Here is a 16135-nt window from a genome sequence, read left to right on the forward strand (position 1 = left end):
CCCGCCGGACCAGGGAGGGCGTAAACCATGACGGAACTGCGCCTTGGTGTCCTCGCCCTCTCCAGCAAGCCGGACGAACGCCGGCTTCCCCTCCACCCTCACCACTTCGAACGCATCGACGCCGCAGTCCGCGGGCGGATGCGCGTTGAGCAAGGCTACGGTGCCCAGTTCGGGCTCTCCGATGCGCAGTTGGAGCCGCTCGTCGGGCCCCTGCTGAGACGCGAGGAGATCATCGCCTCCTCCGACGTCGTGCTGCTTCCCAAGCCGCAGGCGTCCGACCTCGCCTCCCTGGCCGACGGCCAGGTGCTCTGGGGATGGCCCCACTGCGTCCAGGATCGCGAGATCACCCAGCTGGCCATCGACAAGCGGCTCACACTGATTGCCTTTGAGGCGATGAACCACTGGACGGAGGACGGCGGGTTCTCCCTCCATGTCTTCCACAAGAACAACGAACTGGCAGGGTACTGCTCGGTCCTGCACGCACTGCAGCTCTCCGGCCTCACCGGGGACTACGGCCGCCGGCTCACCGCAGCCGTCATCGGCTTCGGAGCCACCGCCCGTGGCGCCGTCACTGCCCTGAACGCCCACGGCGTCAGCGATGTGCAGATTCTGACGAGCCGGGGAGTGGCGGCCGTTGGCTCACCCATCCACTCGGCCCGCATCGCCCAGCTGGAAGCCAGCCCCGAGGCGCCGGAGCGGAACGAGGTCCTGACGGAGGAAGGCCGGGTGCCGCTCGCCCCCTATCTGGCCCGCTACGACCTCGTCGTAAACTGCACCCTGCAGAACCCGAATGCCCCGCAGATGTATGTCGAGGAAGCCGACCTGCCGCTGTTCTCCAGCGGCAGCCTCATCATTGATGTCTCCTGTGACCGGAACATGGGCTTCGGCTGGGCCCGCCCCACCTCCTTCGCCGCGCCGATGTTCGAGGTCGGGGACCACGTCCGCTACTACGCCGTCGACCACAGCCCGTCCTACCTGTGGGACTCGGCCACCTGGGAGATCAGCGCGGCGCTGTTGCCGTTCCTTGGCGCGGTGATGGAGGGGCCGTCGGCGTGGGATGCCGATGAGACGCTGAGGCGAGCCATCGAAATCCGGGACGGCGCCGTAATCAACCCGGCCATCCTCGACTTCCAGGGCCGCGGCGCTCAATACCCGCACCAGGTCCTTGCGGGACGTGGCTGACCCGGCGCCGGAACCCGCGCTGGGTCAGCAGGACCGGCCCGTCGGCTGGTGGCTCAAGGAGGCCGACCGGCGGCTCGACGGCGCCTTTAACCAGGCCCTTGAGGGCCAGGGAAGCGACCGCCGGACATGGCAGGTGCTCGCCTCCCTGGCCAGGCGGCCCGAAAGCCCTGCCCGCCTGGTTGAGCTGCTGCGCCCCTTCGATCCGCCGGCCGTCGTCGCGGGCGTCGTCGCCGACCTGACGGAGCGAGGGCTGGTGGAGGAAGCCGCCGGCCTGCTGCGCCTGACGGAGGCTGGCCGGCACGTCCACGGCGCGCTCAGCGGGCCCGTCGCCGACGTGCGGCGGCAGGTCCGAGAGTCGCTGCCCGGTGAGGACTACGCCACCCTCCTGCGCCTGCTGGGCCGGCTCACCGAGGGCCTTGCAGGAACGTCCGACTGAGCCGGCAGCCGGGGCGCGGCTAGCCCTCGAAGTGGGTCTTCGGCGTTGACTTTCCGGTGGAGGCCACGATGGCGGTGGCGACGTCGCGCAGCTTCATGTTCCGGGTGTTCGAGGCCGACTGGAGGATTCCGAACGCCTCATCCTGGCTGCAGCGGTTCTGGCCCATGACGATCCCCACGGCGAGGTCGATGGTGGTCCGCGATTCCATCGCGGCCTTAAGGTCGTTCGCGGATTCGGTCAGCCGGGCGATGCGCACGGCCAGCCGCAGGGCCTTCGACGCCTCGTCCGCAAAGGTTTCGGCCGCGGCGATCGCATCGTCATCGAACGCGTCGACGCTGCCCGAATAAAGGTTCAGCCCCGCGTTCGCGTCACCCTCAAGCAGGATCGGGACTCCGAGGATCGAGCGGATGCCGTGCTCGGCAATGGCATCCCGGTAGTCGGGGAACCGGGTGTCCCGGGTGATGTCCGGAACGTGGACGAGCTTCTCTTCCCGGGCGGCGCGCAGGCACGGCCCATCCTCAAAGTTGTACTGGATCTCGTCCATGTTCCGCGCGTGCTCGCTGCTGCTGGCCACGGTGCCCGCCCGCTTGGGCCGCAGCAGGGTCACACCGCAAAGCATCTCGCCGTGCCGCCCCTCGAATGTTTCGGCCGCGAGCTTCGCCAGCTCCGTCAGGAATTCCTCGACATCGGTGCTGTCGAGCACCATGTCCTGGAGAAGGGTACCCACCTGCAGGGTGGGCGGATCGCCCTCGTCCTCAGCCATGCCCTTGCCTCCACTTGTCCGCACTGATCAGCCGCCCCTGAAGGCCACCCGGCACCGGTCCGGGCAATAGCCCCACAATAGACCCTGTCGCTCAACGAACGACAGGCCCTGCCCCTTTCGCGCCCATTTTGTCGGCAATGGCGCGGACCCCGACCAGTGTCTCCTCGAATGACGTGGTCAGCGGAGACAGGCCCAGGCGGATGCCCGAGGGGTTGCGGTAGTCGGGGATGATCCCCTGCTCCCACAGGCCTGGCACCATGGTGGCGAATGCCGGATGGTCGATGGTGATGTGGCCGCCGCGCTCACCCGGCACACGCGGCGAGGCCACCACCACTCCAGCCGGGCCCAGGAGGGTGTCGACGGCCTCGATGGCGAAACCGGTCAGGGCCACCGACTTATCCCGCACCGCCCCGATGCCGGCCTTCTCCAGTACATCGAGCATGTCCTGCAGTGCGAGCATGCCGAGGATGGGCGGAGTGCCGGAGACAATTTTGCGGATGCCCGGTGCCGGCTCGTAGGACCCGCCCATGGCGAAGGGGTCGGCGCTGCCAAGCCAGCCCTGGATGGGCTGATCGAAGGAATCCAGGTGCCGTGCGGCGACGTACGCCCAGGCGGGGGCGCCGGGGCCGCCATTGAGGTACTTGTAGCTGCAGCCGGCAGCGTAGTCGACTCCCCAGGCATCGAGCTCAAGGGGCACCGAGCCCACCGAATGGCTTAGGTCCCACAGCACCAGCGCCCCGGCGTCGTGCACCACCGACGTGATGCCGGGGACGTCGGCGGCGTGTGCGGACCGGTACGCCACGTGGCTCAGGACCACGAGGGCGGTCGAGGGCCCGACGACGCCGGCAACGGCCTCCGCGCTCGCGCCCCCGTCGTAAGGAACCTCAAGCCACCGAACGGTGAGGCCGCGCTCACGGGCGATGGACTCCATCAGGAACCGGTCCGTGGGGAAATTGTCGCGGTCGATCACGATTTCGGTGCGGCCCGGTCGAGCGGAGACCGCGGCACGCGCCAGCTTGTACAGCAGGACGCTGGTGGAGTCGGCGACGATGCACTGCCCGGGCGCGGCGCCCAGGACGATGCTCCCGAGCCGGTCACCGATCCGTTCGGGCAGTTCCAGCCAGCCCTCATCCCAGCCGCGGATCAGGCGGGACCCCCATTGGTGCCTCACGAAATCGGCAAGGCTCTGTTCGGTCGCCGCGAGGGGGCGGCCGAGGGAGTTTCCGTCGAGGTAGGCGGCAATGCCGTCGGCTTCGTCGGTGATGAACAGGTCACGGTACCCGGCCAGCGGGTCCTTGTCGTCGAGTTCGCGGGCGCGCTGCAGGAGCGGATCGTCAACCATTGGCCCAGTCTAAGACGACGCCGGGTCCACCGCCTGCCCGGTGACCCATCCGGTGAAGGACGGCCGCTTTGCGCCGGGCGCCCAGCCGGTGACGTCGGTGTGCCGGACGGACCCGCCGGGCGCCTCACCGGGACGGACGGCGACGGCGAGCGTACCCGGGAGCAGGGCCGGGGACAGGAAGTCCACCCCCCACGACACCGCGTCCGGCGCGGCCGGCTCCGCCAGCTCCACCATGCGCGCGGCAAGGTAAACACCGTGCGCGATGGCGCGCTTCATCCCCAGCAGCCGTGCCGAGGGCGCGCTCAAATGGATCGGATTCCAGTCCCCGGATACGGCCGCGTAGGCCCGTCCGGTGTCGGAAGCCAGGTCCCACTGTGCCGTGGGCACCGGCGGGGTGAAGGTGTCCGCGCTCCCCGACAGGGCAGTGTCGCTTTTGTCGCCACCGGCCGCCGGGCTGATGCCCGGGGATCCGTCCGGGGAGGGCTCTGGATGTTCCTCCCGGCCGCCGGCGGTCCGGACGCCGCGGGCCAGGTAGACCGAGCGCCCCGTCCAGATCCGCTCGCCATCCACCGACACCTCGGTGACGAGGTCCACCGAGGTCCCGGATCGGTGCGGGCTCAGGTTTTCGGCGTAGGCCACCGACTCGAACTTCTCCCCGACGCGCAGCGCCCGGGTCTGCACCACCGTGTTGCTGAGGTGGACCATTCCCAGCAGCGGGAGCGGGAAGTCCGGGCGGGCCATCACACTCATGGCAACGGGGAAGGCCAGCGTGTGGACATGCGCCGAGGGAACGGCATCGCGTGCCGCCTGTCCGACGAGATGCTGGAAGGCGGTGAGCCGCTCCCGGTCCACGGGGCCGCCGGAGGCACGGTGACGGACCTCCGGCAGCGCCGACGCGGGGCTGCCCCGCCCGGCCCGCCGCAGCACGGCGCCGACTACCGCCTGCCGGTACAGGCCCGCCAGCTCCGGCATGGCCGGCAGGACGACTTCGTTCATGCTCCCACCAGGTTCTGTCCGCAGACCCGGATGACCTGGCCGTTGATGCCGCCGGCCGGCCCGGAGGCAAGGAACGCGATGGTCTCGGCCACATCCACCGGTTGCCCGCCCTGCTGCAGGCTGCTGAGCCTGCGGGCCGCCTCGCGGGTGAGCATCGGCATCTTGGCGGTCATATCGGTCTCGATGAATCCGGGGGCGACAGCGTTGATGGTGCGTCCGGACCCAGCCAACGCGGCAGCGGTGGCGCGGACCATGCCGATCACCCCGGCCTTGGAGGCGGCGTAGTTGCTCTGTCCGCGGTTTCCCGCGATGCCGCTGGTCGAGGCGAGGCTGATGATCCGGCCCTCGGGCGAGAACACCGGGGAGGCAAGCAGCTCGTCGTTGATGCGCAGCTGCGAGGAGATATTGACCGCGATGACCGCGTTCCACCGTGCCGGGTCCATATTGGCAAGAAGCTTGTCCCGGGTGATTCCCGCGTTGTGCACGAAGATGTTCAGGGTGCCGTGGCGGTCCTTCACGTGGTTCAGGATCCGGGCGGCGGCGTCGGGAGCGGTGATGTCGACCTGCAGTGCAGTTCCCCCGACCCGGTTGGCGACCGCCGCAAGCTGCTCACCCGCCGCGGGCACGTCAACGACGACGACCTTCGCCCCGTCCCGGTGCAGGACCTCGGCGATCTTCGCCCCGATGCCCCGCGCCGCGCCGGTCACCACGGCGGTCCTGCCGGCCAGCGGAGCACCGGCGTCGGCCGGCTCCTCCGGCGCGGGCACAGCGGAGACCCGCAGGAACTGGCCGTCGACATAGGCGCTGCGCCCGGAGAGCAGGAACCGCAGGGCCCCCAGGGCGCCCGGGCTGTCCGCCGCCGCCCCGTCCAGAAGCACGATCCCGTTGGCGGTGGCACCGGTCCGCAGTTCCTTGGCGACCGAACGCACGGCGCCGTCAACCCCCTGGCGGGCGGCGGCGGTGGCCGGGTCCCCGGCCTCCTCCGCCGGCCGGGCTAGGGAGACGACCCTGCCGCCGGGCAGCAGGGCGCGGACCGCCGCGCCGAGCTCGAGCAGGGGCGCACCCAGGTCCTCCGGACGCGACACCGCATCGAGGGCCACGGCCACCGCTCCGAGCTTCTCTCCCGGGCGCAGGTGCCGGCGGACGTCCTGGTCCCAGCCGAGCAGCGCATCCGCTAGGGTGTCGGCGCCCGAGCCGCTGCCCAGGACCAGCACCGGCCCGGGGACGAGCGGGTCGCCGGGGGTGTAGCGGCGCAGTACCGCCGGGCGCGGCAGGCCCAGGGTCTTCGCCATCCTGCCCGGAAGCGGCGTGTTGACGAGGCCGAGGTAGGTATCCGCCACCTCAGCGCGCCTCGAGGATGGCAACGACGCCCTGACCGCCGGCGGCGCACACGGAGATCAGGCCGCGGCCCGAACCCTTCTCCGCCAGCGCCTTGGCCAGGGAGGCGACGATCCGCCCGCCGGTGGCGGCGAAAGGGTGGCCGGCGGCCAGTGAGGAGCCGTTGACGTTGAGCTTGGATCGATCGATCTTCCCGAGCGCTCCGTCGAGGCCGAGGCGGGTCCGGCAGAACTCCTCGCTCTCCCACGCGGCGATGGAGCTGAGGACCGTGGAGGCAAAGGCCTCATGGATTTCGAAGAAGTCGAAGTCGTCGAAGTGCAGCCCGTTGCGCTGGAGCAGCCGCGGCATCGCGTAGACGGGGGCCATCAGCAGGCCCTCCTGGCCGTTCACGAAGTCCACGGCGGCCGCTTCGGCGTCGACGACGTTGGCGAGCATCGGCAGGTTGTTGACCCGCGCATAGTCCTCAGAGCCGAGCAGGACGACGGCGGCGCCGTCGGTCAGCGGCGTGGAGTTGCCCGCCGTCATGGTGGCGGGCGTATCGAGCCCGGCGCCAAACACCGGCTTCAGCTTCGCCAGCTTCTCCAGCGACGTGTCCGCGCGCAGGTTCGCGTCCCGGGTCAGCCCGCGGTAGGGGGTCATCAGGTCTTCGAAGAACCCGCGCTCGTAGGCCGCGGCGAGATTGGCATGGCTGGAATAGGCGAGTTCGTCCTGGGCCTCGCGGGTGATACCCCAGGCCGCGGTGGTCAACGCCTGGTGTTCGCCCATCGAGAGCCCCGTGCGGGGTTCACCCGTGGTCGGGGCGTTCGGTGCCAGGTCCCGGGGGCGCAGCCTGCTGACCGCGGCGAGCTTCTGCTTGGGCGTGCGGGCCCGGGAGAGGTCGAGAAGCACCCGGCGCAGGCCCTCACTGACCACGATGGGCGCGTCGGAGGCCGAATCGACGCCGCCGGCGATGCCGGAGTCAATCTGGCCCAGCTTGATCTTGTTGGCGAGGCCCACCACGGTCTCAAGGCCGGTGGCGCAGGCCTGCTGCAGGTCGTACGCCGGGGTGTGCGCGGAGAGGGCGGAGCCCAGCACCGCCTCGCGGGTGAGGTTGAAGTCCCGGGAGTGCTTCAGGACGGCACCCGCGGCGACCTGGCCAATGCGCTCGCCCTGCAGGCCGAACCGGGCGACGAGGCCGTCGAGCGCGGCGATGAGCATGTCCTTGTTCGACGAGGACGCGTAGGCCCCGCCGGAGCGCGCGAAGGGAATGCGGTTGCCGCCGATGACGACGGCGTTGCGGACCGTGGTGCCCGCGCCTGCTCCTGGCTGGTTCGACATGAGGGATCTCCTGGTGGTCGTGGTGGATTACCGATACCCAGCGTACCTGATACGCTGAGTATCATGAACACTTCGCCAGCGGTTTCCGCCGTGCCCGCCGGAACAGGCCCGGCGCCCGACGGGCGGTCCAGCCGGTGGGAGGAACACCGCGCCGAGCGCCGGCGCGCGCTGATCAGCACCGCGCGCCGCGCCGTCGACACCCTCGGCCACGGCGCCTCCATGGAAGACATCGCGGCGGCGGCCGACACCTCCAAATCCGTGTACTACCGCTACTTCGGTGACAAGACCGGCCTGCAGCAGGCCATGGCCGAGGTCGTCACGGGCCAGATGCAGCAGAAGATCCTCGCGGCGGCACGGCAGGCCCAGACACCGCGTGAAGGCCTGCGCGGCATGATCTCCGTCTACCTGCAAATGGCACAGACCTCACCGAACGTGTACGCGTTCGTCACGCGGGTCGGCCAGGCCGACCTGGCCGCGGGCCCGGCCGATGAGGCCCGGCCCGCCGACCCCCTGACCCACTTCCTTGAGGCCGTCACCGAGATGCTCGCCCGCCCCATGCGGGCCTACCTGCGGTCCTCGCCCCACCTGAGCGGCCCCGCCGACCCTCGGCTCGTGTACTGGCCGCGGGCCGCCATCGGCATGGTCCGCTCCGCCGGTGAGCTGTGGCTGGCGACGCCCGCCGGCCCGGGCAAGCCCGGCGTGGAGCAGCTCGCCGACCAGCTGACCGACTGGCTCTTCGAAGGCATCAGCCACCAGGTGCCCACCGGGCAACCGACCCTCCCGGCACCGGACTCCACCACCTCCCCTGCAAAGGACAACTCATGACGCAGACAGCAGCCGCCCCCCGGCGCGAGGTTCCCGCAGCGGGCACCATCACCGACAACGACGCGGCCGTCCTCGACCCCGCCGTCCTCGGGGAGCTGCTCCTCGGGAAATGGGCGTCGGTGCGCCGGACCGCCCGAGAGCTCGCAGGGCGCCCCGAAGTGCACAAGATCGAAGGACTCACCTCGGCCGAGCACCGCAGCCGCTGCTTCGACCAGCTCCACTACCTGGTGAAGAACCAGGCGGTGCACCGGGCCTTCCCGACCTCGCTCGGCGGGCACGACGACCACGGCGGCAACGTCGCAGGGTTCGAGGAACTCGTGGTCGCCGATCCCTCCCTGCAGATCAAGGCCGGCGTCCAGTGGGGCCTGTTCGGTGCGGCGGTGCTCCACCTGGGCACCGAGGAGCACCATCAGGCGTGGCTGCCCGGCATCATGAACATGGACATCCCGGGCTGCTTCGCCATGACGGAGACCGGGCACGGCTCGGATGTGGCAAGCATCGCCACGACCGCCGTCTACTCCCCCGAGGATGAATCCTTCACCCTGAACACCCCCTTCCGGGCGGCGTGGAAGGACTACATCGGCAATGCCGCCGTCGACGGCCGCGCCGCCGTCGTCTTCGCCCAGCTCATCACCCGGGGCGTCAACCACGGCGTGCATGCCTTCTACGTCGAACTGCGCGACGCCGACGGCGCCTTCCTGCCCGGGATCGGCGGCGAGGACGACGGCCTCAAGGGCGGCCTGAACGGCATCGACAACGGCCGGCTGCACTTCGAGAACGTCCAAGTGCCCCGGACGCACCTGCTGAACCGGTACGGCAGCGTCGCCCCCGACGGCACCTACAGCTCCCCCATCGCCTCGCCGGGCCGCCGCTTCTTCACCATGCTGGGTACACTCGTGCAGGGCCGCGTGTCCCTCGATGGCGCGGCCGTCGCGGTGAGCAAGCTCGCGCTGAAGACCGCCATCACCTACGCCTCGGAGCGGCGCCAGTTCAACGCGTCCTCGGACCTCTCCGAAGAGGTCATCCTCGACTACCAGCGCCACCAGCGGCGCCTCCTGCCGCGCCTGGCCGCCACCTATGCGGCGTCGTTCGCCCATGAGGAACTGCTTGAGAAGTTCGACGGCGTGTTCTCCGGCACCTCCGACACCGACGCCGACCGCCAGGACCTCGAGACCCTCGCCGCGGCCTACAAGCCGCTGTCCACCTGGCTGGCCCTGGATACGCTGCAGGAGTGCCGGGAGGCCTGCGGCGGCGCAGGGTTCCTCACGGAGAACCGCTTCACCTCGCTCCGGGCGGACATGGACGTCTACGCCACCTTCGAAGGTGACAACAACGTCCTGCTCCAGCTCGTCGCCAAGCGCCTGCTGACGGACTATGCCCGCGAGTTCAAGGGCATGGACTTCGGCGTCCTCGCCCGCTACGCGGTCTCCCAGGCCGCGGGGCGGACGGTGCACCGCTCCGGGCTCCGCCGTGTGGTGCAGACCGTCGTGGACACCGGGTCCGAAAAGAAGTCGGCGATCGCCCTGCGGGACGAGGCAACCCAGCACGGGCTGCTCTCGGACCGGGTGGGCACCATGGTTGCAGAACTCGCCGGCGCCCTGCGGGGGGCCGGGACGATGCCGCAGGCCAAGGCTGCCGCCCTGTTCAACGAACACCAGCACGAGCTGATCGAAACGGCCCGGGCACACGCCGAGCTGCTGCAGTGGGAGGCGTTCACGGCGGCGCTGCACCGGGTCGAGGAGCCCGGGACCCGGCAGGTCCTGACCTGGCTGCGCGACCTGTTCGGGCTGTGCCTGCTGGAGCGGAACCTCGCCTGGTACCTGATGAACGGGCGGCTCTCCTCGCAGCGGGCCCGGACCCTCACGCCCTACATCAACCGGCTGCTCGCCAAGCTCCGCCCGCACGCCCTCGACCTGGTCGAGGCCTTCGGTTACGGGCCCGAGCACCTCCGCGCCGCGATCGCCACCGGCGCCGAGAAGCGGCGCCAGGACGAGGCCGCCGCGCACGCCCGGGCGGTACGGGCAAGCAGCGGCTCCCCGATCGAGGAGAAGACCCTGCTGGCCCGGCAGTCGGAACAGGCCAAGACGCGGGGCAAGAGCTCACCGCGCAAGGCACGGCAGGTGCCCGAGAAGTCCTCGGCCTGACCGGCCGGTCGCCAATCCCGCGGTGATCCGCGTGCCGGACCGCGGTCCGCGGATCGAAAGTTCGCCGCCGGGAGCTGAAAGCCCCTGTCCGCCCGGCGGACAGGGGCTTACACCGTCACAGCACGCTGCGGTACACCTCGAGGGTCGCCTCGGCAATGGAATCCCACGCGAAGTGCTGCTCGGCGCGGGTCCGGCCGGCCTCGCCCATCTGGCGGGCGGTCACCGGGTCGGCGACCAGCGCGGTGAGCGCGGCGGCGAAGTCCGACACGAAGCGCTCTGGGTCAAGGGGCGTTCCGGTGCCGTCGGAGACCTGTTCGAGCGGCACGAGGGTCCCGGTGACGCCGTCCTCGACGACTTCGGGGATCCCGCCGGTGGCACTGGCCACCACGGCCGCACCGCAGGCCATCGCCTCGAGGTTCACGATGCCCAGCGGCTCGTAGATGGACGGGCACGCGAACACCGTGGCATGGCTGAGCACCTGCACCAGCTCCCGGCGCGGCAGCATCCGCTCGATGAGCACCACCGAGCCGCGCCGGTCCCGGAGCTCGTTGATCAGCTTTTCGGTCTCCGCGGCGAGCTCGGGGGTATCGGCCGCACCGAGGACCAGGACCAGCTGCACGTCCGCAGGCAGTTGCGCGGCAGCCCGGAGCAGGTAGGGCACGCCCTTCTGGCGGGTGTTGCGCCCCACGAAGACCACGCTGGGACGGTCCGGGTCGATGCCGAGGGCCCGCACGGCGTCGTCGTCCTCGTCGCGCACCCACTCGGAGACGTCGATGCCGTTGTGCACCACGTGCACCTTCGACGGGTCGACGGCGGGGTAGCTGCGCAGGATGTCCTCGCGCATCCCCGCCGACACGGCGATCACTGCGGCGGCGGCCTCATACGAGGTCTTTTCCGCCCAGGAGGACAGCGCGTAGCCTCCTCCGAGCTGCTCGGCCTTCCAGGGCCGCAGCGGCTCAAGGCTGTGGGCGCTGAGCACGTGCGGGATGCCGTGGAGCAGGGAGGCGAGGTGCCCGGCCATGTTCGCGTACCAGGTGTGCGAGTGGACGAGGTCGGCACCATTGATGTTCCCGAGCATCTCCAGGTCCGTCCCGAGGGTCTGCACGGCGGCGTTCGCTCCGGCCAGTCCCGGGGGCACGCCGTAGGTGCGCACGCGCGCCCCGTGGTAGTCGGAGGGGCGCTCCGCGCCGAAACAGTGGACGTTCAGATCCACCTGACCGGCCAGCACGCGGCTCAGCTCCGCAACATGGACACCTGCCCCGCCATAGATTTCTGGGGGGAATTCCTTGGAGACAATATCTACTCGCACTCCCCCAACGTAGTGCAGGAGGCCGCAGTCCTCTAGTGTGAACAGAATTGGACCGACACGTTGGAATACTCAAAGGGGGTTACCCGTGGCACTTAAGAAAGTTCTGGCGGTTGTACTGGCAGGTGGCGAGGGCAAACGCCTGATGCCCCTCACCGCGGACCGGGCCAAGCCGGCCGTGCCGTTCGCCGGAAGCTACCGGTTGATCGACTTCGCCCTCTCGAACCTGGTGAACTCCGGCTACCTGCAGATCGTGGTGCTCACGCAGTACAAATCCCACAGCCTCGATCGGCACGTCTCCGAGACCTGGCGGATGTCAACGCAGCTCCAGCAGTACATCGCGTCGGTGCCTGCGCAGCAGCGCCGCGGCAAGAGCTGGTTCCTGGGCAGCGCCAACGCGATCTACCAGTCCCTCAACCTCATCCACGACGCCCAGCCCGACATTGTCGTGGTCATCGGCGCCGACCACGTGTACCGCATGGACTTCGAGCAGATGGTCAACGCGCACGTCGAATCCGGAGCCTCAGTCAGCGTCGCCGCCGTGCGCCAGCCCATGAACCTCGTCGACCAGTTCGGCGTCATCGAGGTGGACTCCAACGACCCGACCCGCATCGCCGCCTTCGTCGAGAAGCCGAAGACCACCCCCGGGCTGCCCGATGACCCCAACAGCTTCCTCGCCTCGATGGGCAACTACGTCTTCACCGCCGACGCGCTGGTCAAGGCCCTCGAGGAGGACGCGGCCCGCCTCGACACCAAGCACGACATGGGCGGGGACATCATCCCCCACTTCGTCGACCGCAACGACGCAGCCGTCTACGACTTCACCACGAACAACATTCCCGGCTCCACCGAACGGGACCGCCAGTACTGGCGCGACGTGGGGACCATGGACTCCTACTACGAGGCCAATATGGACCTCATCTCCCCGCTGCCCCTGTTCAACCTGTACAACCTGCAGTGGCCGATCTACACCCGCCAGAGCGTCTCGCCGCCCGCGAAATTCGTGCGCAGCGCCACGGGCCGCTCCGGCGAGGCCCACGACTCCATCGTCTCGGCCGGCGTCGTCATTTCGGGCGGAACGGTGCAGGGCTCGGTGCTCGCCACTGACGTCTTCGTCGATGAGAGCGCGGAGGTGAGCGATTCGGTGCTGATGGACAAGGTGAGCATCGGCCCCGGCGCCATCGTCCGCCGCGCGATCATCGATAAGAACGCGAAGATCCCGGCCGGGGCGCGCATCGGCGTGGACCGCGAGCTCGACCTCAGCCGCGGGTTCGCCGTGACCGACTCCGGGTTGACCATCCTGAGCAAGGGCCAGATCGTCCCCGCAGGCTAGGCAGTTCCCCGGGGCCGGTCAGCTGTTCCGGCCCCGGGCGGCGACCGCCCAGCGGTCGATGACCGCGCCGTCCCGGACCACCTGCACCTCGTCCACCAGGTTCACGGGCAGGCAGACGTGGTTGGGGACAACCCGCAGCCGGGTGCCGCGGGCCGGCAGGGGCTCCCCGGCCGGCCACTGCACCGTGGCGTGGTGCTCCGAGAGGGCGACGATCCGCGCCTCCGGATGTTCAAGCAGCCTGCCATAGCCGGTCGCCCACGCCGCCCGGTCGCTGCCGAGGATCTTGCTGCCGGCATCGAGCAGGAAGTGCCCCGGCTCCCCTGCTGTGCTCCTGTGATGGCTGACCACGGTGGCGGCCACGGTGAGGGCGATATTGTCGGGACCGATGGTGCCGAGCTCCCACTGCTGGGCATCGCCGAACACGTAGACCCCCGGACGCAGTTCGGTCGCGGTGCCTCCCATCAGGGCCGAGGGGGTCGACCCGCCGCTCAGCTCCGCGGCGGCGAAGCCCTCGGCGCGGAGCCCGGCGGCCGCCTGGGACAACGCCTTGTCCTCGTCCCGCGCCGCCGTGGAGGGCATCCCCGGGGCGTAGCTGTGGCCCGGGAAGGTGAAGGCTCCGGTGACCCGGAGACCGGCCTTCGCCGCGGCCACGGCCACTCCCGCGGCATCCCCCGACGCCACGCCGCTGCGGTGGTGGCCGCTGTCGAGCTCAACCCGGACCGCGACCTCCCCGGCCGCCGCACCGAGGCTGCGGGCCAGGGCGGTGGCGCTCTCGGCGGAATCCACGCCCACGGTGATTCGCGCCACCGCCGCGAGCCGGCGCAGCCGGTCCCCCTTCGCCGAGTCAACCCACAGCGGGTAGGCGATGAAAATATCCTCCACCCCGGCCCCGGCGAAAACCTCCGCCTCGCCGACCGTGGCCACGGTCAGCCCGACGGCGCCCGCCGCCAGCTGGAGCGCGGCGATCTCCGGGATCTTGTGGGTCTTGGCGTGAGGGCGCAGCGCCACGCCGCGGGCCCGCGTGGACGACGCCATGGCCGTGATGTTCGCCTCCAACCGGTCGGCGTCGATCTGCACGCTCGGAGTGGGCTCGTTCCCGGGAATTGTTGTGTCCATGCTTCGATTCCACCACGACCTGCCGTGCCGGCCGGCGCGCGGCGCGTGATTGAATAACCGGATGCGCAACGAGAACCTGCTCCGTGACGAGGCCGCCGCCCGCTCCCTGCTGATCGGGGTCGAACGCTACGATGTGAGGCTCGACGTCAGCGGCGCCGAGGACCCGTCGGCGGAGGGGTTTCCCAGCGAATCCACAGTGGTGTTCCGCTGCACCACCCCGGGCGCCTCCACCTTCCTCGACTTCATCAACGGCGGCGTCGACGAGGTGCTCCTCAACGGGAAGGCCCTCGACCTGGGCGCGGCCGTCGATGGTTCGCGCATCCACCTTCCGGACCTGCTCGAGACGAACACGGTGACCGTGCGCGGCACCGCGCTCTACAGCCGCAGCGGCGAGGGGATGCACCGGTTCGTCGACCCGGCGGACGGCCTCACCTACCTCTACACCCAGTACGAGCCCGCCGACGCCCGCCGGGTCTTCGCCAACTTCGAACAGCCCGACCTGAAGGCCGCCTTCACCTTCACCGTCACCGCCGCGGAGGCCTGGACGGTCGCCTCCAACGCCCCGGCGCTGGGCGCCCCCTCCCCGGTCTCCGCCGGGGCGCTGCGCTGGGAGTTCGCGCCCACGGAGCGCATTTCGACCTACATCACTTCGGTGCTCGCCGGCCCCTACCATCACGTCGCCGGGTCCTGGGCCGGCGGGGACGGCACCGGTTCGCCCGAGATCGCGCTCGGGCTCTACTGCCGCCGGTCGCTGGCGTCCGCCTTTGACGCCGAGGCGATCTTCGACACCACCCGCCGCGGGCTGGACTTCTTCCACCGCCTCTTCGACTACCCCTATCCGTTCGGCAAGTACGACCAGGCCTTCGTCCCCGAGTACAACCTCGGCGCGATGGAGAACCCGGGCCTGGTGACGTTCACGGAGAACTACGTGTTCCGCTCCGCGGCAACGGCCGCCCAGTATGAGGCGCGGGCGAACACCATCCTGCATGAGATGGCGCACATGTGGTTCGGGGACCTCGTCACCATGACCTGGTGGGACGACCTGTGGCTCAAGGAGTCCTTCGCGGACTACATGGGCGCCCTCGGCGTGGCGGAAGCCACCGAGTGGAAGACGTCGTGGGTGAGCTTCGCGAACAAGCGCAAGGCCTGGGCGTACGTGCAGGACCAGCTGCCGACGACCCACCCGATCGTGGCGGACATCCCCAACCTCGAGGCGGCGAAGCAGAACTTCGATGGCATCACCTACGCCAAGGGCGCCTCCGTGCTCAAGCAGCTCGTCGCCTACGTCGGCTTCGACGCCTTCACCGAGGCGGCCCGGAAGTACTTCCGGGCACACGCCTTCGGCAACACCACCCTTGCGGACCTGCTCGCCGCCCTCAGCGAGGCCTCAGGGCAGGACATGACGGCCTGGGCCCGCCAGTGGCTGCAGACCTCAGGGGTGCCCGCGCTCACCGCGGAGGTCTCCGTCGAGGACGGTGTGTACACCGCCGCCGCGATCCGGCAGGACGCGCTCGACCCCATCACCGGGGTTCCCGAGCCCCGCCCCCACTCGCTCAAGGTCGGCTTCTACAGCTACGACGCCGACGGCTCCCTGGTCCGCACCGAGTCGCACGCCGTCGCGGTCACCGGCGCATCTGCCCCGCTGGACGGGCTGGTCGGCCGGACCCAGCCGGACCTGCTGCTGGTCAATGACGAGGACCTCACCTACGCCAAGCTGCGCTTCGACCCGCGCTCCCGGGTGACGCTGCTGCGGTCGGTGGACCGGATCGCCGATCCGCTGGCCCGCGCCATCTGCCTCTCCGCCCTGTGGTCGAGCACCCGGGATGCCGACCTGGCCGCCGCCGACTACCTCGGCGCCGTCGAACTGGCCGCGCCGGCCGAACCCGGCGTCGGGGTGCTGCAGGTGCTGCTGCAGAACGCCGGCACCGCCGTCGAACGCTACACCGCGCCCGCCGGACGTGCGGAGCTGCGCGAACGCTACGCCCGCTTCCTGGAGCAGGGCCTGCGGGACGCCGCGGAGGGCTCGGACCTGCCCCC

13 protein-coding genes are annotated in these 16135 nt (G+C 70.2%); 6 read left to right on the top strand and 7 right to left on the bottom strand.

Annotated elements, in window-relative coordinates:
- The first annotated feature begins 27 nt into the window (after nt 1-27).
- Both QZX79_RS17095 and QZX79_RS17100 read left to right on the top strand, forming a co-directional pair.
- Nucleotides 28-1182, top strand: a complete 1155-nt coding sequence (locus QZX79_RS17095; protein ID WP_294570180.1) for a N(5)-(carboxyethyl)ornithine synthase — start codon at nt 28-30, stop codon at nt 1180-1182.
- Complete coding sequence (locus QZX79_RS17100; protein ID WP_294570182.1) at nt 1175-1618, top strand: MarR family winged helix-turn-helix transcriptional regulator; 444 nt, start codon at nt 1175-1177, stop codon at nt 1616-1618. Before QZX79_RS17095 ends, QZX79_RS17100 begins: the two co-directional genes overlap by 8 nt.
- A 19-nt stretch (nt 1619-1637) precedes the next feature.
- Here QZX79_RS17100 and QZX79_RS17105 read toward each other — a convergent pair whose 3' ends face one another.
- From QZX79_RS17105 to QZX79_RS17125, 5 genes are all read right to left on the bottom strand, one after another.
- Entirely contained in the window at nt 1638-2381 is a 744-nt protein-coding gene (locus QZX79_RS17105; protein WP_294570184.1) for a GAF and ANTAR domain-containing protein, read from the bottom strand.
- A 91-nt stretch (nt 2382-2472) separates the two neighbouring features.
- A complete protein-coding gene (locus tag QZX79_RS17110) occupies nt 2473-3723 on the bottom strand; it encodes a kynureninase (RefSeq protein WP_294570187.1) in 1251 nt (416 codons plus the stop codon).
- Nucleotides 3724-3732: 9 nt separating this feature from the next.
- Entirely contained in the window at nt 3733-4719 is a 987-nt protein-coding gene (locus QZX79_RS17115) for a MaoC/PaaZ C-terminal domain-containing protein (protein ID WP_294570188.1), read from the bottom strand.
- Nucleotides 4716-6059 (bottom strand): 3-oxoacyl-ACP reductase, encoded by a 1344-nt coding sequence (locus QZX79_RS17120; RefSeq protein WP_294570190.1) that lies wholly within the window; start codon nt 6057-6059, stop codon nt 4716-4718. Before QZX79_RS17120 ends, QZX79_RS17115 begins: the two co-directional genes overlap by 4 nt.
- A gap of 1 nt (nt 6060) precedes the next feature.
- Nucleotides 6061-7374: an acetyl-CoA C-acetyltransferase gene (locus QZX79_RS17125; protein WP_294570192.1), complete on the bottom strand. Its 1314-nt coding sequence runs from the start codon at nt 7372-7374 to the stop codon at nt 6061-6063.
- A 63-nt stretch (nt 7375-7437) separates the two neighbouring features.
- On the opposite strand from QZX79_RS17125, the gene QZX79_RS17130 reads away from it, so the two are divergent.
- Nucleotides 7438-8199 carry a TetR/AcrR family transcriptional regulator gene (locus tag QZX79_RS17130; protein ID WP_294570195.1) on the top strand — a complete coding sequence of 254 codons (762 nt, stop codon included), beginning with the start codon at nt 7438-7440 and terminating at the stop codon, nt 8197-8199.
- Nucleotides 8196-10343, top strand: a complete 2148-nt coding sequence (locus QZX79_RS17135; protein WP_294570198.1) for an acyl-CoA dehydrogenase — start codon at nt 8196-8198, stop codon at nt 10341-10343. The genes QZX79_RS17130 and QZX79_RS17135 overlap by 4 nt, the downstream gene beginning before the upstream one ends.
- 115 nt (nt 10344-10458) lie before the next feature.
- Here the strand turns inward: QZX79_RS17135 and glgA are convergent, their stop codons facing one another.
- A complete protein-coding gene (gene glgA / locus QZX79_RS17140; protein ID WP_294570201.1) occupies nt 10459-11652 on the bottom strand; it encodes a glycogen synthase in 1194 nt (397 codons plus the stop codon).
- Nucleotides 11653-11737: 85 nt separating this feature from the next.
- Between glgA and glgC the strand changes: the two genes are divergently transcribed.
- On the top strand, nt 11738-12982 hold the full coding sequence (gene glgC / locus QZX79_RS17145) for a glucose-1-phosphate adenylyltransferase (RefSeq protein ID WP_294570203.1): 1245 nt from the start codon (nt 11738-11740) through the stop codon (nt 12980-12982).
- Between the two features lie 18 nt (nt 12983-13000).
- On the opposite strand, the gene QZX79_RS17150 is transcribed toward glgC, so the two are convergent.
- Nucleotides 13001-14098: an alanine racemase gene (locus QZX79_RS17150; RefSeq protein WP_294570205.1), complete on the bottom strand. Its 1098-nt coding sequence runs from the start codon at nt 14096-14098 to the stop codon at nt 13001-13003.
- Between the two features lie 61 nt (nt 14099-14159).
- Here QZX79_RS17150 and pepN point away from each other — a divergent pair.
- On the top strand, nt 14160-16135 hold a 1976-nt coding region (gene pepN, locus QZX79_RS17155), incomplete at its 3' end, for an aminopeptidase N (RefSeq protein WP_294570212.1).

The sequence above is a fragment of the uncultured Arthrobacter sp. genome, assembly GCF_902805515.1.
Taxonomy (GTDB): domain Bacteria; phylum Actinomycetota; class Actinomycetes; order Actinomycetales; family Micrococcaceae; genus Arthrobacter_D.